The sequence below is a fragment of the Vibrio sp. H11 genome (genome assembly GCF_004804295.1).
Lineage (GTDB): Bacteria > Pseudomonadota > Gammaproteobacteria > Enterobacterales > Vibrionaceae > Vibrio > Vibrio ostreae.
The window spans coordinates 25,330-49,502 of the sequence record NZ_SSHN01000001.1; the positions used below are offsets into that span (position 1 = coordinate 25,330).

22 protein-coding genes are annotated in these 24,173 nt (G+C 51.3%); 17 read left to right on the forward strand and 5 right to left on the reverse strand.

Annotated elements, in window-relative coordinates; genetic code table 11:
* Positions 1-312: 312 nt before the first annotated feature.
* The 3 genes from E6C74_RS00145 to E6C74_RS00155 form a co-directional block, all read right to left on the reverse strand.
* A complete protein-coding gene (locus tag E6C74_RS00145; protein ID WP_136482197.1) occupies positions 313-2,091 on the reverse strand; it encodes a PLP-dependent aminotransferase family protein in 1,779 nt (592 codons plus the stop codon).
* Positions 2,092-2,194: 103 nt separating this feature from the next.
* A complete protein-coding gene (gene gabT / locus E6C74_RS00150; RefSeq protein WP_136482199.1) occupies positions 2,195-3,466 on the reverse strand; it encodes a 4-aminobutyrate--2-oxoglutarate transaminase in 1,272 nt (423 codons plus the stop codon).
* Between the two features lie 33 nt (positions 3,467-3,499).
* Positions 3,500-4,927 (reverse strand): NAD-dependent succinate-semialdehyde dehydrogenase, encoded by a 1,428-nt coding sequence (locus E6C74_RS00155; protein WP_136482200.1) that lies wholly within the window; start codon positions 4,925-4,927, stop codon positions 3,500-3,502.
* 220 nt (positions 4,928-5,147) lie between these two features.
* Between E6C74_RS00155 and E6C74_RS00160 the strand changes: the two genes are divergently transcribed.
* The 17 genes from E6C74_RS00160 to pgpA all read left to right on the forward strand — a co-directional run bounded on the left by E6C74_RS00160 (position 5,148) and on the right by pgpA (position 20,890).
* Positions 5,148-6,164, forward strand: coding sequence for a TRAP transporter substrate-binding protein (locus E6C74_RS00160; RefSeq protein WP_136482202.1), 1,017 nt, complete (start codon positions 5,148-5,150; stop codon positions 6,162-6,164).
* A gap of 12 nt (positions 6,165-6,176) precedes the next feature.
* Positions 6,177-6,836, forward strand: coding sequence for a TRAP transporter small permease (locus tag E6C74_RS00165; protein WP_240798097.1), 660 nt, complete (start codon positions 6,177-6,179; stop codon positions 6,834-6,836).
* Positions 6,826-8,145: a TRAP transporter large permease subunit gene (locus tag E6C74_RS00170; RefSeq protein WP_136482204.1), complete on the forward strand. Its 1,320-nt coding sequence runs from the start codon at positions 6,826-6,828 to the stop codon at positions 8,143-8,145. Before E6C74_RS00165 ends, E6C74_RS00170 begins: the two co-directional genes overlap by 11 nt.
* Before the next feature lie 274 nt (positions 8,146-8,419).
* Positions 8,420-9,712 carry an NCS2 family permease gene (locus E6C74_RS00175; protein WP_136482206.1) on the forward strand — a complete coding sequence of 431 codons (1,293 nt, stop codon included), beginning with the start codon at positions 8,420-8,422 and terminating at the stop codon, positions 9,710-9,712.
* Positions 9,713-9,751: 39 nt separating this feature from the next.
* On the forward strand, positions 9,752-10,216 hold the full coding sequence (gpt, locus tag E6C74_RS00180; protein ID WP_136482208.1) for a xanthine phosphoribosyltransferase: 465 nt from the start codon (positions 9,752-9,754) through the stop codon (positions 10,214-10,216).
* A 90-nt stretch (positions 10,217-10,306) separates the two neighbouring features.
* On the forward strand, positions 10,307-11,554 hold the full coding sequence (gene frsA / locus E6C74_RS00185; RefSeq protein WP_136482210.1) for an esterase FrsA: 1,248 nt from the start codon (positions 10,307-10,309) through the stop codon (positions 11,552-11,554).
* Between the two features lie 98 nt (positions 11,555-11,652).
* Positions 11,653-12,042 (forward strand): sigma factor-binding protein Crl, encoded by a 390-nt coding sequence (crl, locus tag E6C74_RS00190; RefSeq protein ID WP_136482212.1) that lies wholly within the window; start codon positions 11,653-11,655, stop codon positions 12,040-12,042.
* A gap of 120 nt (positions 12,043-12,162) precedes the next feature.
* Positions 12,163-13,296, forward strand: a complete 1,134-nt coding sequence (proB, locus tag E6C74_RS00195; RefSeq protein ID WP_136482214.1) for a glutamate 5-kinase — start codon at positions 12,163-12,165, stop codon at positions 13,294-13,296.
* Positions 13,297-13,314: 18 nt separating this feature from the next.
* A complete protein-coding gene (locus tag E6C74_RS00200; RefSeq protein ID WP_136482216.1) occupies positions 13,315-14,565 on the forward strand; it encodes a glutamate-5-semialdehyde dehydrogenase in 1,251 nt (416 codons plus the stop codon).
* Between the two features lie 102 nt (positions 14,566-14,667).
* Positions 14,668-15,117 carry a transcriptional regulator NrdR gene (nrdR, locus tag E6C74_RS00205; RefSeq protein WP_136482219.1) on the forward strand — a complete coding sequence of 150 codons (450 nt, stop codon included), beginning with the start codon at positions 14,668-14,670 and terminating at the stop codon, positions 15,115-15,117.
* Between the two features lie 12 nt (positions 15,118-15,129).
* Complete coding sequence (gene ribD, locus E6C74_RS00210; RefSeq protein WP_136482221.1) at positions 15,130-16,239, forward strand: bifunctional diaminohydroxyphosphoribosylaminopyrimidine deaminase/5-amino-6-(5-phosphoribosylamino)uracil reductase RibD; 1,110 nt, start codon at positions 15,130-15,132, stop codon at positions 16,237-16,239.
* 3 nt (positions 16,240-16,242) lie between these two features.
* Positions 16,243-16,899 carry a riboflavin synthase gene (locus E6C74_RS00215; RefSeq protein ID WP_136482223.1) on the forward strand — a complete coding sequence of 219 codons (657 nt, stop codon included), beginning with the start codon at positions 16,243-16,245 and terminating at the stop codon, positions 16,897-16,899.
* A 38-nt stretch (positions 16,900-16,937) separates the two neighbouring features.
* Positions 16,938-18,047 carry a bifunctional 3,4-dihydroxy-2-butanone-4-phosphate synthase/GTP cyclohydrolase II gene (ribBA, locus tag E6C74_RS00220; protein ID WP_136482226.1) on the forward strand — a complete coding sequence of 370 codons (1,110 nt, stop codon included), beginning with the start codon at positions 16,938-16,940 and terminating at the stop codon, positions 18,045-18,047.
* A gap of 229 nt (positions 18,048-18,276) precedes the next feature.
* Positions 18,277-18,747, forward strand: a complete 471-nt coding sequence (gene ribE / locus E6C74_RS00225) for a 6,7-dimethyl-8-ribityllumazine synthase (protein WP_078925467.1) — start codon at positions 18,277-18,279, stop codon at positions 18,745-18,747.
* The gene (nusB, locus tag E6C74_RS00230) at positions 18,747-19,217 is read left to right on the forward strand and encodes a transcription antitermination factor NusB (RefSeq protein WP_136482228.1); all 471 of its coding nucleotides are present in this window, start codon (positions 18,747-18,749) and stop codon (positions 19,215-19,217) included. The genes ribE and nusB overlap by 1 nt, the downstream gene beginning before the upstream one ends.
* A gap of 195 nt (positions 19,218-19,412) precedes the next feature.
* Positions 19,413-20,387: a thiamine-phosphate kinase gene (gene thiL, locus E6C74_RS00235; protein ID WP_136482230.1), complete on the forward strand. Its 975-nt coding sequence runs from the start codon at positions 19,413-19,415 to the stop codon at positions 20,385-20,387.
* Complete coding sequence (gene pgpA, locus E6C74_RS00240; RefSeq protein WP_136482232.1) at positions 20,384-20,890, forward strand: phosphatidylglycerophosphatase A; 507 nt, start codon at positions 20,384-20,386, stop codon at positions 20,888-20,890. Before thiL ends, pgpA begins: the two co-directional genes overlap by 4 nt.
* A gap of 63 nt (positions 20,891-20,953) precedes the next feature.
* Here pgpA and E6C74_RS00245 read toward each other — a convergent pair whose 3' ends face one another.
* Both E6C74_RS00245 and glnD read right to left on the reverse strand, forming a co-directional pair.
* Positions 20,954-21,334: a DUF3461 family protein gene (locus E6C74_RS00245; RefSeq protein WP_136482235.1), complete on the reverse strand. Its 381-nt coding sequence runs from the start codon at positions 21,332-21,334 to the stop codon at positions 20,954-20,956.
* 141 nt (positions 21,335-21,475) lie between these two features.
* Positions 21,476-24,100, reverse strand: a complete 2,625-nt coding sequence (gene glnD / locus E6C74_RS00250) for a bifunctional uridylyltransferase/uridylyl-removing protein GlnD (protein ID WP_136482237.1) — start codon at positions 24,098-24,100, stop codon at positions 21,476-21,478.
* Positions 24,101-24,173: the final 73 nt, after the last annotated feature.

A 24,173-nucleotide genomic window follows, 5' to 3' on the forward strand; every position in this document is an offset into this window, starting at 1 on the left:
ATGTTTGGTTTATAAAGGTGATAGTAATGAGTAAAGGTTTATCGTCTGTAAAGTTCTGGCAAAAACGTGCTGTATTTACCGGGCACTTTGCATATCCGGCAAGTTTTGGTTATTGAGATCAAACTTGCTTCCTGAACAGTTTTGTTCACCCCTAAATTGGAATTTATTTTTAATCAATTTGATTAATAGAATTCTCCGCCACCTGAGTTCAGGTGGCGTTTTTTTTGCCTGTTGATCCGGTTTGTTATCGCGCCTGCGATGACTGAGGATCCAGCCGGACCAGGCGAAAAGGTGTGATGCGGGAGGTGGGGATCAGGAGGCGATGCGCGCTTCACCGATAAAATAGCCCTGTTCATCAAAGCGTTTGATCTCACCGTTTTCCTGCACAATAGTGATATAGCGGATATCGGAAAACTGCCAGTTACGCCACTGGTAGACAAATTTGTGATTCTCAACCCACCAGTAGCCTTCATCCATATCATTCGGCCGTTCTGAAATACCCAGCAGCTTACCGTCCGCCTGCAGAGTAATACGATAAGGAATATTGAAGCAGTCTTTCGTCAGCAGGGTCTGATTGGTCAGTGCGGCCCGGATTTGCGCGCTATCAAGTGGTGCGCTGGCACAATCCTCAATACGTGGGATCGGCAGAATCTGTTTGGCAATCGCGGCCAGCTGTTTGATGCCTTCGCGGATGTTCTCACAACGGATCGACTGAAAGCTGAGACGAAAGCTGTTGTTTTTATGATCGCAACTAAAGTATTTGGCCCCGTTATTGATCAGGATGCCTTGTTCTTGTGCCAGTTGCTCAAAACGTTCGGCATCGAAACCCTGCTTGTACTCTACCCAGAATGCGGTCCCGGCCAGTGACGGGAGCGCGCCGGATTGCGGGAAGTAGTAATTCATCGCTTTTTCCATCGTCAGCCATTTGTCGCGATAGCGTTTGAGCAGTTTTTGCGCCAGCACGTCGTAATACCCCAGACTGAGAAACAGCGCCAGTGTCTGGCAGTTACTTTTCGGAGGCAGACTGTGGGTACGTACCTGCAGCGATTTTATCTGCGCGATCAGCGGCGCTGCTGCGACAATAAAGCCAATCCGCAGCCCGGGGGCAATGCTGGACGTAAAACTGGAAATATAGATGATGCGTTCGCTCTGATACTCGCAGCGCAGCGGCGGACAACTGTGTTCCATGAAGTTAATGTCATGCTCGAAGTCATCTTCAATCACCAGAAAATCATGCTGCTCAGCGTAACTCATCAAAGCCTTGCGTCGCTCGGTGGACATGCGCACCGTAGTTGGAAACTGGTTGCTCGGCGTGGTGTACACCACATCGGCAGAGCTGAGGCGTTCATCGACCACCATGCCGTTGCGATCGACTTCGATCGGCATAACCCGGGCACGCCGTGCCTGAAACTGATGCAGGGCTTCCGGGTAGCCCGGATTTTCCATGGCGACACAACTGCGTTTAGACACCAGCAGTTTGGACAGGAAATAGAGGCTGTTCTGGCTGCCGAGTGTGATGGCGATGTTTTCCTTGCCGACAAAGATGCCACGCTTGGTGAGTACCCGGGTGCGGATCTGCTCGATCAGTTCATGGTAATCATGATCGTCCGAGGTCCAGCTGCGATGGTTGCTTTTATTGAGTGATTGAATACTGCATTTGCGCCATTCCGAAACCGGAAACAGATCCTCATCCACCATGCCGCTGACAAACAGGTAAGGATACTGGTTGAGGTTTTTCACTGCGATGTCTGAGACGGTATGCTCGGCATTGAGATAGTTGACCCAGTTGAGGCTTTGGCTGGCGAGGTGCTGTTGCTGCTCGCCGGATGGCACTTGCAGTTCTAGTTGCGGGTTGACGTAGTAGCCCTTGCGCTCAATCGGGACCAGAACGCCTTCTTCCGCTAACTGTTCATACACGCGCAATATGGTGTTGCGAGAGACTTTGAGCTGCTCTGCCAGACGGCGTGACGACATGATACTGGTATTTTTGGGGACAAAGCCGGCAAAGATGGCTTTGGCTATGTCACCTTTGATTTGATCCTGCAGGGTTCGCGAATCTTGTGGGTCGATATGGATAAATTGGTACAGCATAGCTTTCCTGCTTATCAAAGAGTCGAATCCGTTCAGAATCAACGACAGCGGGAGAGAAAAAGATGTGCATTGCTGCACATCTTTTTTAAAGCATCGTTGAAGCTCAGATTAACGACTGAAGTTCCTTGGTGATGATCTCCAGGCCTTTGGTGATCAGCTCCGGCTCGATAGTCAGTGGTGGCAGGAAACGAATCACGTTACCTTTCACACCACATGAGAGCAGGATCACGCCCTGATGATGACACTTTAATACCAGTTGTTTGGTCAGATCTGCAAGTGGTTGTTTTGTTTCAGGATCGTTTAGCTCAATTGCGATCATCGCGCCGACCTGACGAATATCTCCGATTTGTGGGATCGTTTTCTGCATCTCGAGCAAACTTTCTTTAAATTGTAGGCCGACATGCTGGGCTTTTTCACACAAATTCTCATCTTTAATGATGCCAATCACTTCCAGTGCTGCGCGACAAGCCAGTGGTGAACCCGCGTAAGTACCGCCGATACCGCCCGGAGTGGCAGAATCCATGATGTCGGCTTTACCGACCACACCTGACAGCGGGAAGCCGCCAGCGATGCCTTTCGCCATGGTAATAAGGTCTGGTTTCGCATCATAGTATTCACACGCAAACACTTTACCGGTACGGGCAAAGCCAGTCTGGATCTCATCACAGATCATCACGATGCCATGTTTATCACACAGTTCGCGAATCGCGCTGACCCAAGAGTTCGGTGCCTGGTAGAAACCACCTTCACCCTGAATCGGTTCAAAGATGATGGCTGCCACGCGTGACGGCTCGATGTCACACGCGAACAGATCGTTAAGCGCGCTCAGGCTCTGCTCTTCACTGATACCGTGGTAAGCATTTGGGTATGGTACGTGGAAGATGTCACCTGGGAACGGACCAAAGCCGATTTTGTAAGGTGCAACTTTACCGGTCAGACCCATACACATGTTGGTGCGGCCGTGGAAGCCACCTTTAAACGCGATAACACCGCTGCGGCCGGTGTGGGCGCGGGCAAATTTAACCGCGTTTTCTACCGCTTCGGCACCGGTAGTCACAAATGCGGCTTTCTTGTCGAAGTCACCCGGAGCGATCTCGACCACTTTTTCTGCCAGTTCAACGAAGCTGGTGTAAGGGGTCACCATAGAACAGGTGTGGCTGAAGTTATCCAGTTGGTCTTTCACTGCTGCGACGATGCGTGGGTGTGAATGACCGGTGTTGTTGACCGCGATACCCGCTGCAAAGTCAATGTACTGGTTACCTTCAATGTCAGTGATCAAGGCATTTTCCGCTTTCGCTGCATAAATTGGGGCCAGGTTCGCCATGCCTTTTGCAACGACTTTTTCCTTGCGATTTTGCCATTCCGAGTTTGTCATAATGAGGTGTCCTTTTCGTGATTCAGGAGAGGCTTAGAAGCCGCCCAAGCAAAGATATTTAACGTTCAGGTATTCATCGATGCCTTGTTTGGCGCCTTCGCGGCCAAAACCAGACTGTTTCACACCACCAAAGGGTGCGACTTCATTGGAGATGAGACCTTCATTGATACCGACCATGCCATATTCCAGTTTCTCGGCGATACGGAAAGCGCGGTGAATGTTATTGGTGTAGAAGTAGCTCGCCAGGCCGTAGATGGTGTCGTTGGCTTTTTCAACTAATTCTTCATCATGGCTAAAGCGAACAACCGGAGCCACTGGCCCAAACAGTTCAGTCTGAATGATGTCCATATCCTGGGTCACTTCGGTCAGCACGGTGGGTTCGACAAACAGGCCGCCGGCCGATTTACCGCCCAGTGCCACTTTGGCACCCTGCGCAATCGCTGTGTCGATGTAGCCGAGGACGCTGTTTTTGGCTTTGATATCAATCAGCGGACCGATATTAACGCCGGCTTGCAGGCCATTACCCATTTTCAGTTCAGCCACGGCGGCGACAAACTTCTCAACGAAAGCATCGTAGACGCCATCCTGGACGTAGAAGCGGTTAGCACAGACACAGGTTTGGCCGGCATTACGGAATTTTGAGGCCATTGCGCCTTTGACCGCTTCGTCGATGTCGGCATCATCAAACACGATGAAAGGCGCGTTGCCGCCCAGCTCCATTGAGGTGCGCTTGATGGTGTCAGCACATAGGGTGATCAGATGGCGGCCAACCTGAGTTGAGCCGGTGAACGACAGCTTTTTGATGTCGTCATGACTGCAGAAAATATCACCCACGGCGACGGAGGAGTGATTGTTGATCACAATCAGCAAATCTTGTGGCAGACCCGCCTGATACGCCAGTTCAGCGCTGGCGTATGCTGACAGCGGCGTCTGGTTGGCCGGTTTAACGATAAAACTGCAGCCAGCAGCCAGAGCCGGTGCGGCTTTGCGGGTAATCATCGCAATCGGGAAGTTCCACGGCGTGATTGCTGCCGCGACACCGACCGGTTGCTTGATGGTCATCAGACGTTTATTACCGGTCGGTGCTGGAATGGTGTCGCCGTAAGTGCGTTTGGCCTCTTCGGCAAACCACTGGATAAAAGAGGCACCGTACATCACTTCACCTTTGGCTTCTGCCAGCGGTTTACCCTGTTCCAGAGTCATGATACGCGCCAGATCGTCGGCGTTTTCGATCATCAGATCGTACCAGCGTTTCAGAACAGCAGAGCGCTCAGCGGCGCTTTTTTCCTGCCATTCGGCTTGCGCCTGTTTGGAGCGGTCGATCATGGTGTGAATCGTTTGTGTATCCATGGACGGAATGTACGCCAGGATCTCATCGGTAGCCGGGTTCAAAACCGCGATGGCATCATCGCTGGCCGGACAGGTCGCTTTCAATAGCGTCGTGTTAACAATTTGCTCCATGTTTGTGTCTCTTTTGTAGGCTGTTGATTGCATGTTAGACACAAACCTCTGTCGACCCTAAGTACCAGTTTGTCACAAACGTTGGTACCAGTTGGCACCAACCCGCTGGTACCATAACAACTGCCCGACTGGCACTATCGCATTCCTGCCGTGTTCTTCATATTGAGTCCGGGAAACAAATCAATAACAAAAGTGTAACCATGCAGGAAGAGGAATTTCTATGTTAAGCGTTAAAGGAACTAAACTGGCGAAAGCCTTTCTGACCGCGGCGCTCGGTGTCAGCACTCTGGTCTGTTCAACCGCGACCATGGCGGCTGATTACAACTGGCGTTTTGCCAACTTATATGGTCGTGGCACTGCCTTTGGTGAAGTATATGAAGACCTGGCCAAGAACATCGAAACCATGTCTGACGGCCGCATTGCTGTGCAGGTGCTTTACTCCGGTGAGGGGGTGGGGACCAGTGGCATTCTGACCGCGGTGAAATCGGGCCTGATTACGATGGGCGCACCGTTCCAGCCGATGCATGCGGGAGAATTTCCTGCTGGTGTGGTCGAAGTCGGTCTGCCGGGCGGTACGTCGGATGTTGCCGAACTGACCACCTTATTTCATGACAAAGGCTGGGGCAAGGTTCTAAAAGAAGCGTATGGTTCACAAGGCCTGGAATGGCTTGACCCTTACATTCAGCCACCGGTTTACATCATCACGAAAGAGCCCATCAATTCTATCGCCGATTTCAAAGGCCTGAAGATTCGTGCGCCAGGCGCGTACGGTAAATTCCTGCGTAATTTAGGCGCTTCCCCAGTTTCTCTGGCCTGGAGTGAAATCTATACCTCACTGGCTACCGGTGTTATCGATGGTTCTATCGGTTCTAACATGATTGACCACCGTGACGGTAACCACGTCGAAGTGGCAAAGTACATGTATCCGCTGCCTCTGGCCGGTGCGCAGGTGCTGCCGATCATCGTCAACAAGAAAGAGTGGAACAAACTGCCACAAGATCTGCAGGCGATTGTGAAAGCGGCGACCGCGGTTCACGCTCAGGAACAGATGTCTAAATCAAAACTATGGGAATCTCAGGCCGTTGCAGACATGGAAGCCAAAGGCCTGCTATGGAGCCCGCAACCTTCAGAAGCTGACAAACAAGCCTGGAAAGAGGCGGGGCTGTCACTGGCGAAAGAGTACGCAAGTGAAGATAAGTACTCCAAACAGCTGGTTGATATTCTGGAGCAACAATAAGGCATAACGCAGGTGGACCCTCTGGGTTCACCTGTTTTTACAGGGAGTTTATTTATGCTTGAAGCCATTTTACTGAGGTATTGCCAATTCACGAAATACATCGTCAGTCTGATTGGACGCTCAGTGTCGTACTTGCTTCCCGTTCTGGCTGCGATTGTCTTCTATGAAGTGTTTGCCCGTTATGTGTTAAACCAACCGACCATCTGGGGATACGACACGTCACTGTTTTTATTCGGTTACATTGCAGCTCTTGGCGGCGCGTATGCACAGCAGCGCGAAGCACACATCAACGTGGATATTGTCCACGCCAAAGTGTCAGAAAAGACCCGCCGGATTTTTGATGTCCTGACCGGCATCCTGGCGATTGGTTTCTTGGCGGTGATGGCCAAAACCTGCGGCAGCATGTTTTTTGAAGCTCTGGAGTTTAACTATAAAACTCAGAGCGAGTGGGCGCCTGCTATGCACCACTTCTGGCTGATGATTACCGTTTCTGCCGTCATCTTTATCGCCGAATATTCCACTGAGCTGATCGCAAACCTGTTCTTTTTGATCAAAGGCCGCGAACTCAATGGCGATGTTCACAAACACGTCCATCTGAGCGAACAGCCGTTTAAGGTCGACAACGACCAGTTGAATTGCGTTTTTGACAAGGAGAACACAAATGGGCATTGAGATGTTAACCCTGGTGTTACTGGGTTGTATTCTGACCGCGTTTGTCCTCGGTGCTCAGGTGGGCCTGGCACTGGGCGGAATTGCCATGGGGGTCGGTTACCTGACCTGGGGCGAGTCGATGTTCAACATCATTCCGACTACAGTGGAAAGCACCTTCTTTAATTTCATCCTGCTCGCTATCCCGCTCTATATCTACATGGGGCAAATCCTGACCCGTTCCGGGATCGGTGATGCGATGTTTAATGCCAGCCAGCTGCTGATTGGCCGCCTGCGTGGTTCTCTGGCGATTAGCGTCATTGGAGTGTGTTCGATGATTGGTGCCATGGTGGGCATTATCGGTGCCGGTATCATGACCTCAAGCTCGATCGCGCTCAAACCTATGTTGGAACGTGGTTACGATAAGAAGCTGGCGCTGGGGGTGATCATGGCCGGAGGCTCGCTGGGGATCCTGATTCCGCCGAGTATTCCGATGATCATGTTTGCTTCGGCGACGCAGAACTCGGTCGGCAAGATGTTTCTTGGCGCTATGATCCCGGCGCTGATTACTATTGTTCTGTTGATCGCTTACGTGGTGATCAGCTGTAAGATGCGCCCAGAGCGTGCGCCGCTCGACAGTGACAACGACATCGAGATCCCGAAAGGGTATGAGATGTTTAAGACCATTCGCGATGGGGCCTCTTCTTTTGCGCTGATCGTCATTGTGCTGGGCAGTATTATTGCCGGGATCGCGACGCCAACCGAATCCGGTGCGCTGGGGGTAGTCGGGGCGATTCTGCTGTCGATTCTGTTTAAACGCTTTAAGCCTGAGTTGTTGATGCGCTCAGGTATGCAGACCGCTATGCTGGTTAGTGTGGCCATGTGGATCATTCTCGGCGCGTCGGTATTCAGCAATTTCCATTTGCTGATGGGGATTCAGGGTATGGTATCGGGCTTTACCCGCGACCTCGACCTGCCGCCGATTGTGATTATCATGATGTTCCAGGTGATCATGCTGTTGCTGGGTTTCATCATTGATGAGTTCATCATCGTACTGATGTGTGCGCCGATTTTCACGCCGGTTGCTGTATCGCTCGGTTATGACCCGATTTGGTTCGGGGTATTAATGATTCTCAACATCGTAATTGCGGTGCAGACACCACCTTATGGTTTTGCCTTGTTCTACCTGAAAGGTATCGCGCCGAAAGGGGTGACCATGATGGATCTGTATAAGTCGGTGACACCGTTCATTCTGGTGCAGTTTACCGTGCTGGTCATCTGTATGCTGTTCCCGGAACTGGTCACCTGGTTGCCTAACAAGGTGATGAATTAGCGGGGTTGAAATGTGATCAACTGAAGTATATTCTGCAACTCTCCTGGCGCTGATTCAGTAAAGGGAGAGTTGGATCTCATTTTTCCAAGTCATTAAAAAAATTGGTATTTTTGCTCTAAAAACCCGCGTTTTTGTGTCATTCTGGCCTTATTCTGTTCCTGCCTGCTTCTCGTTCCCATAAATTCTGTCTGGAATTTGTGATTTGATAACTTTATAATCTGCGCCCAATCGATTACGCAACCGTTTACTCTTTTACCTTTATTAGGAATCGAACATGCTGGAAAGGCTATTCAAACTCAGTGAATATGGCACTAACGTGCGCACTGAAGTCATTGCCGGGATCACCACCTTCCTGACCATGGCTTATATTATTTTTGTTAACCCTGCGATTCTTTCCGACGCCGGAATGGATCACGGCGCCGTGTTTGTCGCGACCTGTCTGGCAGCGGCGGTCGGCTGTTTCATCATGGGCTTCGTGGCTAACTACCCCATCGCACAGGCGCCGGGTATGGGTCTGAACGCATTCTTCACTTACTCAGTTGTACTGGGTATGGGTTACACCTGGCAGGTTGCGCTGGCAGCAGTATTCTGCTCGGGCGTGCTGTTTATCATTCTGAGTCTGTTCAAGATTCGTGAGTGGATCATCAACTCGATTCCATTGTCGCTGCGCACCGGTATCTCGGCGGGTATCGGCCTGTTTCTGGCGTTCATCGCGCTGAAGAATGCGGGTATCGTGGTTGATAACCCGGCAACTCTGGTTTCACTGGGTGGCATCACTTCTCTGCCTGCAGTACTGGGTTCTCTGGGCTTCTTCCTGACCATCGCGCTGGTCCACCGCAACGTGAAAGGTGCTGTTATGATCGCAATCCTGGCGATTACTGCACTGGGCCTGCTGTTTGGTGATGTACAGTGGGGCGGCATTGTGTCTGCGCCACCAAGTATTGCGCCGACATTCCTGCAACTGGATTTCTCTTCTGTATTTGAAGTCGGCATGATTTCGGTTGTGTTTGCTTTCTTGTTCGTCGATCTGTTTGACACTGCCGGTACGCTGGTGGGTGTGGCAAGCAAAGCGAACCTGATTGGCGAAGACGGCAAAATTCCACGTCTTAACCGCGCACTGCTGGCGGACTCTACCGCAACTTCAGTGGGCGCTCTGCTGGGTACCTCAAACACTACCTCTTACGTTGAGAGTGTATCAGGTGTCGCAGCAGGCGGTCGTACCGGTCTGACTGCGGTTGTGGTTGGCATTCTGTTTGTGCTTGCACTATTCTTCTCGCCATTAGCGGGTATGATTCCGGCTTACGCAACGTCAGGTGCGCTGTTTTATGTGGCGATTCTGATGTTGTCTGGTCTGGTCAGCATCGACTGGCGTGACCTGACCGAAGCGGCGCCAACCGTCGTGACCTGTCTGCTGATGCCACTGACTTTCTCGATTGCAGAAGGTATCTCAATGGGCTTTATCGCTTACGCAGTGATCAAGCTTCTGAGTGGCAAAGGTCGCAGCGTATCACTCAGTGTCTGGGTGATGGCAATTATCTTCGCGGCTAAATACATTGTGGCTGCGTAAGCGCAGTCCACTACATTTTTTAAAGTTAGGTTTATCACAATGAGCAAAAAATTCGTTATCACTTGGGACAATATGCAGAAGTACTGCCGTGAACTGGCACAACTTCAAATGCCTGCAGAACAATGGAAAGGTATCCTGGGTGTGAGCCGAGGTGGCCTGGTACCAGCAGCAATTCTGGCCCGCGAACTGGGTATTCGTTATGTAGATACCGTATGTATCTCCAGCTACGACCACGATCACCAGCGTGACATGAATGTTCTGAAAGCTCCTGAGCACGATGGCGAAGGTTTTATTGTTGTTGATGATCTGGTCGACAGCGGTGATACCGCACGTAAAATCCGTGAAATGTATCCAAAAGCGAAATTTGTTACTGTATGTGCTAAACCAGCGGGTAAAGACCTGGTTGACGAGTACATCGTCGATATTGAGCAGGATACCTGGATTGAACAGCCATGGGATATGGCGCTGTCTTTTGTTGAGCCGGTTAACCGCAAACAAAAATAAGCCGACGATCGCAACTTTATTTGATGATGGCCCTGTATAGGGCCATTTTTTTTATTACTATTAGGCTATTGCCCTCAACAGAGACGCGTTATGTCCGAAGAAGTCAGTAAAAACCTTTCTGAGACGTTATTCCAAAAGTACAAGCAAGCTCAAGAGACATCATCTCTCACTCAATACATGCCGAGCAGCCATAAGTTCCTGGCCGATAAAATGGCAGAGGAGGGGCATGCCTGGTATCGCAACCTGCGTCGCTTACAGTGGGCGTGGCAGGGCATTGATCCGATTGAGCAGGAAGAGGTGCTGGCCCGGATCGCTTCGTCTACACATTCGCGCACTGAAGAGCAGTGGCTGGATACGGTAATGGGCTATCACAGTGGTAACTGGGCATTTGAGTGGACTAAGCTCGGTATGCGTCACCAGTTACGTGCCCAGCAGCAGCAGGGCGAACAAGCCGCGGATGAAATGTTTTCCGCCTCGCTCTGTTTCAGTATTGCCGGCTACCCGCACCTGAAAAATGACAATCTGGCAACTCAGGCCCAGGTGCTGGCCAATACGGCTTATGCGCAAGCGGCGACTCACACCAAGTACGTGATTAAACGTCTCGAGTTTCCGTTTAAAAATAAAAAAATCATTGGTCATCTGCATTTATCGAAAACGGATAAACCACAGCCGGTGGTGATTGTCAGCGCCGGACTCGACAGTCTGCAAACCGATATGTGGCGCCTGTTTCGCGATTTTCTCGCTAAGCGCAATATCGCGATGCTGACTTTAGATATGCCGTCTGTCGGTCAGAGCTCACACTGGACCCTGACCGAAGATTCTTGCTGTTTACATCAGGAAGTCCTGAGTCAGCTGCATACCCTGCCGTGGGTGGATCACTTCCGGGTCGGGCTGATTGGTTTTCGGTTTGGCGGCAATGCCATGGTGCGTTTATCGTTTCTTGAGCCTGAGCGCATCAAAGCGTGTGTTACACTCGGCGCGCCAATTCATGACGTGCTGGTTTCACCGCCGAAAATGAAAAAGATGCCGAAAATGTATATCGATGTGCTGGCATCACGTCTGGGCAAAAATGCGGTCGATATTGACAGTCTGGCGGGGCAGATGATGGCCTGGTCTCTCAAAGTTCAGGGCTTTTTGTCCAGCCGGCGCACCAAGGTGCCCATTCTGGCCATGGGGCTGGAGGGCGATCCTGTGTCACCGTATAGTGATAATCAACTGGTTGCGCTCTTTAGCCAAGGTGGCAAGGCTAAGCAAATAAAAAGTAAGACAATCAGTCAGGGTTATGAGCAATCCCTCGATTTGGCGATAAATTGGCTAGAAGATGAACTCTGTAGGTGACTTTTTGCACAAATTGGTTAAGAGTGGTGAATGTGTATTATTAACTTCATGATTAATAATAATAATTGTCATTCTTAACATGGAAGCAAGGAGTCAATATGTCTGAGATGGCGCGAAATCCTACTCATTATCGTTTGTTGGCAGCCCTGAAGGCAATCGGTCCGTATTTGCGCGAAGGACAGTGCAAAGAAGGCTTTTATCTGTTTGATTGTCTCGCGGTGTGTGTCAACGACAAGAAGTCACCTGAAAAACGTGAATTCTGGGGCTGGTGGATGGAGTTAAATGCCAGCGGCGACGGTTTTGAGGCCAATTATCATATCGGGCGTTACAATCTGGCCGGTGAGTGGGACAGCGATGCTCCGCCTGCCAAAGCGCTGCCGGAAGTCAGTCGTATTCAGGAAGAGTTTCATCAAAAACTGGAAGATACTCTGCAGCAGCGTTTCGCTCTCACTTTAACCCTGGACGCAAAATCAGCCGAATTTGTCTGATTCGCCCTTAGTCTTGGAAAACTGAATCAAAAAGGTGCTTTTAGCACCTTTTTCTGCTTGTGCATTGGTCAGTTGATTGCTAAAACATCCTCTCTCAAATGTTTCCACCAAGAAGAAATCATGAAATCGAATCAACAAAGCGGAAAAGCTTCACAAACAGTGATTGTGAAACTAGGAACCAGTGTTCTTACCGGTGGTACATTGGCGCTAGACCGTGCGCATATGGTCGAACTGGCGCGTCAGTGTGCTGAACTGAAAAAACAGGGTCACTCAGTGGTGATCGTGTCGTCTGGTGCCATTGCAGCAGGCCGTGAACATCTTGGTTACCCCGCATTGCCCAACGCGATCGCCAGCAAACAGCTTCTGGCCGCTGTCGGACAAAGTCAGTTGATTGAAGCGTGGGAACGCCTGTTCTCTATTTATGGGATTAAAATTGGTCAGATGTTGCTGACCCGGGCCGATCTGGAAGACCGTGAACGTTTCCTGAATGCGCGCGATACCATTAATGCCCTGGTTGACCACGGTATTATTCCGATCGTCAATGAAAATGACGCAGTGGCGACCAATGAAATCAAAGTCGGTGATAATGACAACTTGTCGGCGCTGGTCGGTATTTTATGTGGTGCCGATAAATTGTTGCTGCTGACTGACCAGAAAGGCTTGTTTACCGCTGACCCGCGTAAAGATCCCAACGCGGAGTTGATTAAAGAAGTGAAAACCATCGATGACACACTGCGCAAAATTGCCGGTGGCAGTGGGACCACCTTGGGGACTGGTGGTATGGCCACTAAGTTGCAGGCGGCGGATATCGCACGCCGGGCCGGAATAGAGGTTATCATAGCCGCAGGTCGTGCACCGAACGTGATTTTTGACTCACTGAGCAATAACCCGCAGGGCACTCGTTTTCTGCCGCTGGAAGAGTCGCTGGAAAACCGCAAACGCTGGATTCTGGCCGGTCCGGCTGCATCCGGTGATATTTTCATTGATGACGGCGCGGTGCGCGCCGTGACCACCAAAGGCAGCAGCCTGCTGGCTAAAGGCGTGGTGCGCGTTCAGGGCGAATTCTCCCGTGGTGAAGTGGTGCGGGTGACCAATGGTCATGGCCATCTGATTGCGCGTGGTATTGCCGCGTACTCAAGCCACGACATGGCAAAAATTGCCGGTAAGCACAGTAAACTTATTATCGAAACACTTGGCTATGATTATGGCTCAGAAGTGATTCACCGCGACGACATGGTCGTGATTCAGGAATAGAAGTAGGGAGAAGAGAAAGTGGATTTAACCTTGATGGGAAAAGCCGCCAAACAAGCCGCTTTTCAGTTAGCCACCGCCTCGACGGCACAGAAAAACCAGGCGCTGGCGAGTATTGCTGACGAACTGGAAGCAAAGGCTGATGCAATTTTGGCTGCCAATGCCAAAGATATTGAACTTGGCCGCGCGGCCGGTCTGACCGATGCGCTGCTGGATCGTCTGTTGCTGAACGAAGCGCGCTTGAGCGCGATTGCCGGTGACGTGCGTAATGTGATCAGCCTGAGCGATCCGGTGGGCAGTGAAATTGACAGCAAGGTACTGGAAAATGGCATGTCGCTTTCTCGCCGCCGTGTCCCTCTGGGTGTGGTTGGCGTCATTTATGAAGCACGCCCGAACGTGACCATCGATATTGCCGCACTGTGTCTGAAAACCGGTAATGCTTCTATTCTGCGTGGTGGTAAAGAGACCTTTTTCTCCAATATGGAACTGGTCAAAGTGATTCAGTCGGCGCTGCAGAAAGCGGATCTGCCTGCGGCATCAGTGCAGTACATTGAGAAACCGGATCGTGAACTGGTGACCCAACTGCTTAAACTGGATGACTATGTTGATATGATCATTCCGCGTGGTGGTGCTGGCTTGCATAAAATGTGTAAAGAAAACAGCACCATTCCCGTGATTATCGGCGGTTATGGTATCAGCCACATTTTTGTCGACGCCAGTGCCGATCTGGATAAGTCCGTTGATGTGATTGAAAACGCCAAAGTGCAGCGTCCGTCGGCCTGTAACGCACTCGATACCTTGCTGGTGCATGAAGCGGTGGCGCAGCCGCTACTGGAAAAGCTGATTGCCAGACTCGGCAACAAGGTCACTTTTGTCGCGGAAGAAAAAGCGCAGCCACTGATGACCTCAGCGGCCGAAGTCCGCGCAGCCGAGGCCGGTGATTTCGATATGGAATGGCTGAGCTACACCCTGGGCGTTAAAGTGGTTAAAGATGTGCAGGAAGCGATTGAGCATATGCGTGAGCACAATGCCAGCCACTCTGATGCCATCATGACCAACGACCTGTTCAATGCTGAACTGTTCATTAATTCTGCCGGTTCGGCCGCCGTGTATGTCAATGCCTCGACCCGCTTCACCGACGGTGCTCAGTTTGGTTTGGGGGCTGAAGTCGCGGTGTCTACTCAGAAGCTGCATGCCCGCGGACCTATGGGCCTTGAAGAGCTGACCAGCTACAAATGGGTCGGGAAAGCGAACTACTTGTCACGCAGTTAACAAAATCGCGTGAAGTTGAACTGAAAAGGGGCGTATATGCCCCTTTTTCTTTTCTTCATTCAAGCAATTCCGGTACACTGACAGGATTGCTATGGAGGTGATATGCATTGTCCTTTTTGTTCTGAGAACGATACAAAAGTGATCGACTCACGTCTGGTTGCTGATGGCCACCAGGTGCGCCGCCGTCGCCAATGTCTGGCTTGTAATGAACGTTTCACCACATTTGAAACGGCCGAACTGGTGATGCCGCGTGTAATCAAGTCAAACGGCAATCGTGAACCGTTTGATGAAGACAAAATGGTAGGTGGTTTACAACGTGCACTGGAAAAACGTCCGGTCAGCGCCGATTCGATTGATCTGGCTATCACTACCATCAAATCCAAATTACGTGCTACCGGCGAACGAGAAGTGCCGAGTAAGCTTATTGGCAATCTGGTCATGGAGCAGCTCAAAGAGCTCGATAAAGTGGCCTACATCCGTTTTGCCTCGGTATATCGCAGTTTTGAAGATGTACGTGAATTTGGTGAAGAGATTGCCAAACTAGAAGATTGATCATTTCCGACTATGCCTACATTTACCCCTTTTGATTTTCAGATGATGTCCCGCGCGATCAAGTTAGCCCAGCGCGGGCAATTTACTACTGCACCTAATCCGAATGTCGGCTGTGTCATCACTCAGGGTGAGACGATTGTCGGTGAAGGTTACCATTTTCGTGCCGGTCAGCCACACGCTGAGGTCCATGCCCTGCGCATGGCGGGTGAGCGATCGCAAGGTGCGACCGCCTATGTCACCCTCGAGCCCTGTTCTCATTACGGCCGCACACCGCCGTGTGCTGAAGGCCTGATTAATGCCGGTGTGGCGAAAGTGATCTGCGCGATGCAGGACCCGAATCCTCAGGTTTCCGGACGCGGTATACAGATGCTGCGTGATGCCGGCATTGAGGTGCAGGTGGGTTTACTCGAGCAGGATGCGTACGCGCTGAATCCGGCTTTCATTAAACGTATGCAAACTGGCATGCCGTTCGTACAGCTCAAAATGGCGGCCAGCCTGGACGGCCAGACGGCGCTCGCCAACGGACGCAGCCAGTGGATTACCTCCGCCCAGGCACGTCATGATGTGCAGGTTTATCGTGCTAAAGCCGGTGCCGTGCTGTCAACCAGCCAGACTGTGCTGGCCGATAATGCTTCGCTGACGGTACGCTGGGCTGAGTTACCGCAAGGAGTACAGGACACCTATGCTGAGCAGGATCTGCGTCAGCCGGTTCGTGTGGTGCTGGATCGTCAGCAACAACTGCATCAGCAACTGAAACTGTACGCTGCAGACGGCGCGGTACTGCGCGTGGCCGAACAGGATGCTGAAGTCTGTGTGGCGGTGAATAAGGAGGGTCAGCTCGACCTGGCTCAGGCTCTGAGCGCACTGGCTAAGCAGCACAACATCAACCATATTTGGGTAGAAGCAGGGGCAACTGTGGCCAAATCACTATTGCAGCAGCAACTGGTTGATGAACTGATTTTATATTTGGCACCGAAGGTGATGGGCAGCGACGGACGCGGCCTGTTTGGTGCTTTGGGACTGACCGATATGCAGCAGGTACTGGATGTTAAGATTCAGGATTGCCGTATGGTCGGCCCGGATATTCGCATCGTGGCAACGCCACAATTAAAAGATGATTAGATTATGTTTACTGGAATTGTCGAAGCGGTCGGTACGCTGACTGCGATTACGCCAAAAGGCGAGGACATCAGCATCTCTGTCGATGCCGGCGCTCTGGATATGAGTGATGTCAAACTCGGGGACAGTATTGCTACCAATGGTGTCTGTCTGACCGTGGTGGCCTTTGATGACCACAGCTACAGCGCTGATTTGTCGCTCGAGACCCTGAAAAAGTCGGGTTTTGCTCACTACAAAGTGGGTGACAAAGTAAACTTAGAAAAAGCCATGTTACCGACGACCCGTTTTGGTGGGCATATCGTGTCGGGTCACGTCGATGGCGTGGGTGACATCGTTGAACGTAATGCGGTCGGTCGGGCGATCGAATTCTGGGTCGCGATTCCAGCTGAGCTGAGCAAGTACATCGCCGAGAAAGGTTCGGTAACGGTTGATGGCATCAGCTTAACCGTCAATGACTTGCGTAAAAATGCGTTTAAACTGACCATAGTGCCGCACACTTCACAAGAGACGACGATCGACCAGTTCCAGGTCGGACGTAAAGTGAACCTGGAAGTGGATGTGCTGGCCCGTTATCTCGAGCGACTGCTGCAGGGCGGTCGTGAAGCTGAGCAGCCAGAGTCACGCATTACAATGCAATTCTTACAACAAAATGGTTTCGCGTAACACGTAACGTGCGCGCACCGGATAATAGGACGAGAATCATGCCAATTAGTACGCCGCAAGAAATTATCGAAGATATTCGCCTCGGTAAGATGGTCATCCTGATGGATGATGAAGACCGGGAAAATGAAGGTGATTTGATCATGGCTGCCGAGCATATTACGCCGGAAGCGATCAACTTTATGGCGACCCACGGCCGCGGTCTGATTTGTCTGACCATGACCAAAGAGCGTTGTCACAATCTTGGCCTGCCACCTATGGTGCAGGATAACAACGCTCAGTATACCACCAACTTTACCGTGTCTATTGAAGCGGCCCGTGGCGTGACCACTGGTATCTCTGCCGCTGATCGTGCCCGTACTGTGCAGGCGGCGGTAGCGAAAGGCGCAGTGGCGTCTGATCTGGTCCAGCCTGGTCATATTTTCCCGCTGGCCGCACAGGACGGCGGCGTGCTGATCCGTGCCGGCCATACTGAAGCCGGTTGTGACCTGGCGCGTCTGGCGGGCCTGGAGCCGGCGTCTGTGATTGTTGAGATCCTCAATGATGACGGCACTATGGCGCGTCGCCCGGATCTGGAACTGTTTGCTGACAAGCACGACATTAAACTGGGCACCATCGCTGACCTGATTGAATACCGCAATAACACCGAAACCACGATTGAGCGTGTTTCTGAGTGTAAGCTGCCGACCGAGTTTGGTGAGTTCGACCTGGTGACCTACCGCGATATCATCGACAACCAACTGCATTATGCGCTGAAGAAAGGCGATCTGGTGACTGAAGTACCGCTGGTTCGGGTTCATCTGCAAGATACGTTTACCGATCTGCTGCGCAGTGATCGCAATGCCGAGCGCAGCTGGACACTGGACAAAGCGATGAAACGCATCGGTCAGGATGGCGGTGTGCTGGTTATTCTGGGTAATGAAGAGTCGACTGAACTGCTGCTGCATCGTCTGAAAATGTTTGAACAGCAGGACAAAGGTGAAGCGCCAACACTGGCGAAGAAACAGGGCACCTCGCGTCGTGTCGGTGTTGGCTCACAGATCCTGGCCGACTTGGGTGTGAGTGATATGCGTCTGCTGTCGTCGCCGAACAAAAAATACCACGCTTTAGGTGGCTTTGGCCTCAACGTGGTTGAGTACATCTGCGAGTAAGCAAACGTCGCTCAGGCCCGCTGACGGGGCTGAGCAATAAACCCGATACCTGTCGCCAAGGTGGCGGCAAGTGTTTAAGCCTCAATAATAAATTCAAATTCAATCAAGTTCTCAGGGAGAGGGCTGGGTCGGTGCGGGCTGAGGGTGTCAATTTCCATTAGATATCGCTCACAAAATTGTGCTAGAATCCGGCGATTCTCACTTGATGAACATAGTTAAAGGAAAGCTTATGAAAGTGATCGAAGGTGGTTTCCCAGCACCAAATGCAAAAGTTGCGATTGTGATTTCTCGTTTCAACAGTTTTATTAACGAAAGTCTGCTGTCTGGTGCCATCGACACTTTGAAGCGTCACGGCCAAGTGAGCGACGACAACATCACTGTAGTTCGTTGCCCGGGTGCGGTAGAGCTACCACTGGTTGCCCAACGTGTGGCGAAAACCGGTAAATTTGATGCGATCGTATCGCTGGGTTCAGTAATTCGTGGTGGTACACCACACTTTGACTATGTTTGTAGTGAAATGAATAAAGGTCTGGCACAAGTGTCGATGGAATTCAGTATTCCTGTCGCATTCGGTGTTCTGACCGTTGATACAATCGATCAAGCTATTGAACGCGCAGGAACCAAGGCTGGTAATAAAGGTGCAGAAGCTGCACTAAGCGCACTTGAGATGATTAACGTTCTTTCTGAAATTGATTCCTAATGGGGGCCAGTGTGAAACCAGCCGCACGTCGTAATGCACGCCAGTTTGCGCTACAAGCTATTTATTCGTGGCAGATTACTAAAGATAATGTTGCGACTATCGAAGAGCAATTTTTATCCAGTGGTAAGTATGATGAAGAAGAGCATCATGCTGCAGAACCTGCACTTTCAGCGCCAGAAACTGATGTGGCATACTTCCGTGACCTGCTCGCAGGGGTTGTCCTGAACCACACTGAATTAGACAGCAAACTGCGTCCGTTTGTGTCTCGTCCTATGCAGGATCTGGATATGATGGAACTGGCGTTGCTGCGTCTGGCGATGTACGAAATGACTCGCCGCGATGATGTTCCTTACAAAGTGGTCATCAATGAAGCGATTGAACTGGCTAAAGTTTTCGCTGCAGAAGACAGCCATAAATTTGTCAATGGTGTGCTGGATAAAGCCGCACCCCATGTACGCAAAAAATCGTAATTCGCTTTACACTGAAAAGGTCAGCAATCGCTGACCTTTTTTATATCGTTAATTTCGTGTTTTCTATATAGTAAATTTCGTCTATCTAGATAGTTCGTTTAGTCTTTCTATATAGTTCGTTTGGTCTTTCTATATAGTTCGCTTAGTCTTCTTATATCGTCAATTCAGTCTTGCCGACAAGACTTGGTACTCCTGATGTTTGGTGAATTTAACCTAATCGATAAGTATTTTTCTGCCCGTCAGGCACAGCGCAAAGATGTCCATCTGACTCTCGGTGACGACTGTGCCATCGTCAAAGCGCCTGACAACGTGCGCATTGCCATCAGCACCGATACCCTGGTCGCGGGCACCCATTTTTTGCCTGAAGCTAACCCAGCCTGGGTGGCCCATAAGGCTCTGGCTTCCAACCTGAGCGATTTAGCTGCGATGGGGGCGACACCGGCCTGGGTTTCCATGGCTTTGACTTTGCCGCACATCGACGAAGCCTGGCTCGAACCGTTTTGTCATGCTTTCTTTGAGCTGGCCAACTATTACAATATTCAGCTGATTGGCGGTGACACGACCAAAGGCCCGCTGAGCATTACCCTGACCGTACAGGGTTTTGTGCCGCAAGATAAAGTCTTGCTGCGAAATCAGGCTAAAGTGGGTGACTGGGTGTATGTGACCGGTGAACTGGGTGACAGCAAAGCGGGGCTGGATGTGATTCTTGCCCCCGAAAAACGCCAGGAGCCCTTCGCTGCAGAGCTGGAACAACGTCATTACCTTTCAACGCCGCGCATTCTGGCCGGGCAGGCGCTACTCAACCTTGCTTCCGCCGCAATCGATATCTCGGACGGTCTAATTTCAGACCTGGGGCATATTCTGCATCAGTCACAAGTCGGTGTGAGTCTGGATGTCAACTGTCTGCCGATGTCGAAAGAGCTGCGTCAGTTTGCGCCTTCGATTCAGGTTGCGCAGCAATATGCCCTGACCAGCGGAGAAGAGTACGAATTATGCTTTACCGTTCCGGAGCAGAACAAGGGCACTCTCGATAGTGCGCTGGCACACTGCGGCACCAAAGTGACCTGTATTGGTCAGATTCGCCCGCAAGGTGTGTTCGAACTACTTAACAACGGCCAGAAGCTGGATTGGGCGCTGAGCGGCTATGATCATTTCAAGGAAGTAAAATGACCAACCCAAAATCTCGTTTACGTATGAACAATCCGTGGCATCTGTTGGCGACCGGTTTCGGTAGCGGTCTGTCGCCTGTGGTGCCGGGGACGATGGGCACTCTGGCATCGGTGCCGTTTTATCTGCTGCTGGCACAACTGCCGCTGACACTGTATATACTGGTGATTGTTGCCGCCGCTGTGATAGGGATTAAAATCTGTCAGGTCACGTCTGATGACATGCAGGTGCATGATCACGGCTCCATTGTGTGGGATGAATTTGCCGGATTCTGGATCACCATGCTGGTGGTGCCGCTCATGCAGTTACCGGTACTGGACTGGCGCTGGCTGGTCACTGGCTTTGTGCTGTTTCGCTTCTTTGATATGGTCAAACCCTGGCCGATTGGCTGGCTCGATAAGCGGGTTCACGGCGGATTCGGCATCATGCTCGATGATCTGGTGGCCGGCGTGATGGCGGCGATTGCTCTGGTGCTGGTTGGGCATTGGGCCGGGTGGCTGGTTTAAACCAAAAAAGGTTCCCAAGGGAACCTTTTTTGTCTCTGAGGACGGCGCTTCGCGCTCAACTGACTACAGTTTTTCCAGGTCGGCTTCAATTTCAGCAATTTTGCTGGCCACCACCTTTTCCAGGTGGCGCAAATCGTTGAGGATTCTCTGTTTGGTATCCGTTGCGCTGAGACTGACATGGCGGGTCACTTTGTTGAGCTCTTCAATCACCAGAGTCAGGTTCCGGTTGATTTCCGTGACCTCTTTGTACTGATGGCTGCCACTGTCGACCAGGACATTTTTCACCTGGCGCGGATATTTAAACTTAACGCTTTTGGCAAACAGCTCGCCTTTCTGCTTCTTGAAATAGATCTTTAAGACATCTTTGTGCGCTTCCTGGCGCAGCGAATAACGTTCGATTTGCGCCGGTTCGGCAATACCGAGACCCGTGAGGTGTGGAAACATAAGCGACCTCTTTATTATCAGTACGATAGTGAACAGTGAGACAGTTATTAATAATGTAGCAGCCTGCCACTGGCAGAGACAGCTTACTTTGTCACCACACCTCTAACTTGTGGACAAGATCGCGCTTGCCCTGAGTTTGCCCTAATTCGGCGCAAGTTCGCAGACGTTACTCACCAGATGTTCGCGTAACGTCTGCTCTTCTTCTTCACTCAGTTTACCGCCGTGGGCACCGGTCAGGATAAACAAGTCTTCTGCCCGTTCGCCGATAGTGGTAATTTTTGCCGCGTGCAAATCAAGATTCAGTTCGGAGAAGGTTGCCCCGACAGTGGCCAGTAATCCCGGAGTATCCAGCGCAACAAACTCCATCAGAGTCCGTTTTTTACTCTTGGTGGGTAAAAAGTCGACCTGAGTTTTGACTTTAAAATGTTGTAACTGGCGCGGAATACGACGTGGGCGAATTTTCGGCCGCTGGCCTTCCTGCAATACCTGTAACAGTTGCTCGGTTAAAGGCTTGCGGTTGGCTTCTTCAATCGCATTGCCGTTCTGATCCAGGACCATAAAGGTATCGAGTACATAGCCGTCTTTGCTGGTCATAATCTGAGCGTCATGGACACTGAGATTACGCCGGTCCAGTTCAGCGACCACAGTGGCAAACAGTGCTGGCTGATCTTTGGTGTAGACAAAGATTTCGCTGCCGCCGCGCGGCGCTTTTTTGCTGATCATTACCATAGGTTTGGTGTGGTCTTCGAGCCGCAGCAGATGAGTGCCGTGCCAGGCAATCTGTTTATGAGTATGACGCAGGAAGTAGTCGGCTTTAAAACGTTGCCACAACAGCTCGATTTCGCGCGCGCTGAAGCCCTCTTTGCGCAGCAGGGCAGAGGCCATCTGCTGGTTATGGCGGATACGATCACGCACATCGACCGGGTTTTCCAGCCCGCGGCGCAGGGCGCGCTGGGTTGAGTAGTAGAGTTCGGCCAGCAGAGTGCGTTTCCAGCTGTTCCATAATTCCGGGTTGGTGGCACAGATATCCGCCACCGTCAGGCACAGCAGGTATTCCAGGTACTCTTCATCGCGAACTTTCTTGGCAAACTCAATGATCACATCCGGATCATAGATATCCCGGCGCTGGGCGGTGACTGACATCAGCAGGTGATTTTGTACCAGCCAGGAAACCAGTTTGGCTTCCGGTTTGGACAAGCCGTGCTCAATACAGAAATCGTAAGCCTCCACTGCGCCGATTTCTGAGTGATCGCCGCCGCGGCCTTTACCGATGTCATGGAAAATAGCGGCCAGGATGAGTAACTCTTTTTTCTGAATTTTAGGGTAAACTTCGCAGCAAATCGGGTGTTTATCGTGATTCTTCATATCAGAGAACACATGAATGTGCTTGAGCAGGCGGATACTGTGTTCATCAACGGTATAGACGTGGAACAGATCGAACTGCATCTGGCCGACAATTTGGCTCCATTGCGGCAGATAAGCCGCCAGCACCCCCAGTTTGTGCATCAGACTGAAGGCTTTATGCAGTGCATTCGGATGGCGGGTCAGTTCCATGAATTTTTCCCGCGCCGCCGGAATGGTGTGCAGGAACTTATTCAGACGCCGGCGCGCCGTGCGCAGTTGACGCATGGTCGGTGGTGACACACCTTCTATGCTGGAGTCATTGGCGATATGCAGGAACATATCGAGAATGGTTTCCGGGCGGGCCTGAAACAGCGCCGGTTTACGCGCTTCAATCAGATTACCGCGGCGCTGGAAGTCGTCGTCGATGATTTCCGGCTCGCACTCTTCACCATTATTGAGGATCGCCTGATCAAACAGCTTAAGTAGCATTTTGTTGAGTTCCGCTACCCGGCGCAGGGTACGGTAGAACTCTTTCATCATCATTTCGATCGGGCGGTTATGCTCACCGGTGAAACCCAGGCGTTCAGCGACCTGAGCCTGATGGGCGAACGTCAGTCGGTTATCGTAGCGTTTCAGCTCCAGATGGAGGGCAAAACGTACCCGCCACAAAAAGTCCTGACACTCGACCAGTTCACGAAACTCCGCATCGGTCAGAAAGCCAAACGTGCTCATTTCATACAGCGTCTTGGCGCCGAAGTGGCGGCGTGCTACCCAGCCCAGGGTGTGGATGTCGCGCAGGCCGCCCGGAGTCGATTTAATGTCCGGTTCGAGATTGTAGGTGGTGTCATGGTAGCGTGCGTGACGCTCACGCTGCTCCTGAATCTTGGCGCGGTAAAAGGTTTCACTGGGCCAGAAGCTTTCTGAATGGATAACCAGTTTCAGGCGGTGGAAGGTCTCTTCACTGCCGCTTAGCAAACGTGCTTCCTGCAAATTGGTGGCGACGGTGAGATCTTCGCGACCGATGTCGCCGCATTCAGAGACGGTACGTACCGCATGGCCGACTTCAAGACGTAAATCCCATAAGAAGGTGATGAACTCGCTGATTTTGGCTGCGATGTCGTCGGGGAGCTTGTGGCTGGAAACCACCAGAATATCGATATCTGACAGCGGATGAAGCTCGCCGCGGCCATAACCGCCCACGGCCACCAGGCTCATCTCTGCTATTTGCTCAAAACCGAAGTGGCGCCATAAACGGTTGAGCAGCAGATCCATGTATTCGGCGCGGCCGATAACCAGATCGGCGACCGGATGATGGCTGAGGAATTCGTCTTTCTGATACTGGGCAAACTGTTCGAGCTGCTGTTTCAGTTCACTGATGGTCAGTTGCTCTTCGCTCAGGCTCACAGGAGATAAATAAGGCATAAGTGCGTCCATGCAAATGTTTCAATACATACTGAGATTGAATTTATCAGATAACCGTCAGCGGCCTCAAGAT

Excerpts from the sequence above, each read along its gene's own strand:
- ribBA (WP_136482226.1), top strand. The coding sequence starts at position 16,938 with ATGCCAATTAGTACGCCGCAAGAAATTATCGAAGATATTCGCCTCGGT.
- nusB (WP_136482228.1), top strand. The coding sequence starts at position 18,747 with ATGGGGGCCAGTGTGAAACCAGCCGCACGTCGTAATGCACGCCAGTTT.
- E6C74_RS00170 (WP_136482204.1), top strand. The coding sequence starts at position 6,826 with ATGGGCATTGAGATGTTAACCCTGGTGTTACTGGGTTGTATTCTGACC.
- nrdR (WP_136482219.1), top strand. The coding sequence starts at position 14,668 with ATGCATTGTCCTTTTTGTTCTGAGAACGATACAAAAGTGATCGACTCA.
- E6C74_RS00175 (WP_136482206.1), top strand. The coding sequence starts at position 8,420 with ATGCTGGAAAGGCTATTCAAACTCAGTGAATATGGCACTAACGTGCGC.
- gabT (WP_136482199.1), bottom strand. The coding sequence starts at position 3,466 with ATGACAAACTCGGAATGGCAAAATCGCAAGGAAAAAGTCGTTGCAAAA.
- E6C74_RS00245 (WP_136482235.1), bottom strand. The coding sequence starts at position 21,334 with ATGTTTCCACACCTCACGGGTCTCGGTATTGCCGAACCGGCGCAAATC.
- thiL (WP_136482230.1), top strand. The coding sequence starts at position 19,413 with ATGTTTGGTGAATTTAACCTAATCGATAAGTATTTTTCTGCCCGTCAG.
- crl (WP_136482212.1), top strand. The coding sequence starts at position 11,653 with ATGTCTGAGATGGCGCGAAATCCTACTCATTATCGTTTGTTGGCAGCC.
- gpt (WP_136482208.1), top strand. The coding sequence starts at position 9,752 with ATGAGCAAAAAATTCGTTATCACTTGGGACAATATGCAGAAGTACTGC.
- glnD (WP_136482237.1), bottom strand. The coding sequence starts at position 24,100 with ATGCCTTATTTATCTCCTGTGAGCCTGAGCGAAGAGCAACTGACCATC.
- pgpA (WP_136482232.1), top strand. The coding sequence starts at position 20,384 with ATGACCAACCCAAAATCTCGTTTACGTATGAACAATCCGTGGCATCTG.
- proB (WP_136482214.1), top strand. The coding sequence starts at position 12,163 with ATGAAATCGAATCAACAAAGCGGAAAAGCTTCACAAACAGTGATTGTG.
- E6C74_RS00145 (WP_136482197.1), bottom strand. The coding sequence starts at position 2,091 with ATGCTGTACCAATTTATCCATATCGACCCACAAGATTCGCGAACCCTG.
- E6C74_RS00155 (WP_136482200.1), bottom strand. The coding sequence starts at position 4,927 with ATGGAGCAAATTGTTAACACGACGCTATTGAAAGCGACCTGTCCGGCC.
- frsA (WP_136482210.1), top strand. The coding sequence starts at position 10,307 with ATGTCCGAAGAAGTCAGTAAAAACCTTTCTGAGACGTTATTCCAAAAG.
- E6C74_RS00215 (WP_136482223.1), top strand. The coding sequence starts at position 16,243 with ATGTTTACTGGAATTGTCGAAGCGGTCGGTACGCTGACTGCGATTACG.
- ribE (WP_078925467.1), top strand. The coding sequence starts at position 18,277 with ATGAAAGTGATCGAAGGTGGTTTCCCAGCACCAAATGCAAAAGTTGCG.
- E6C74_RS00160 (WP_136482202.1), top strand. The coding sequence starts at position 5,148 with ATGTTAAGCGTTAAAGGAACTAAACTGGCGAAAGCCTTTCTGACCGCG.
- ribD (WP_136482221.1), top strand. The coding sequence starts at position 15,130 with ATGCCTACATTTACCCCTTTTGATTTTCAGATGATGTCCCGCGCGATC.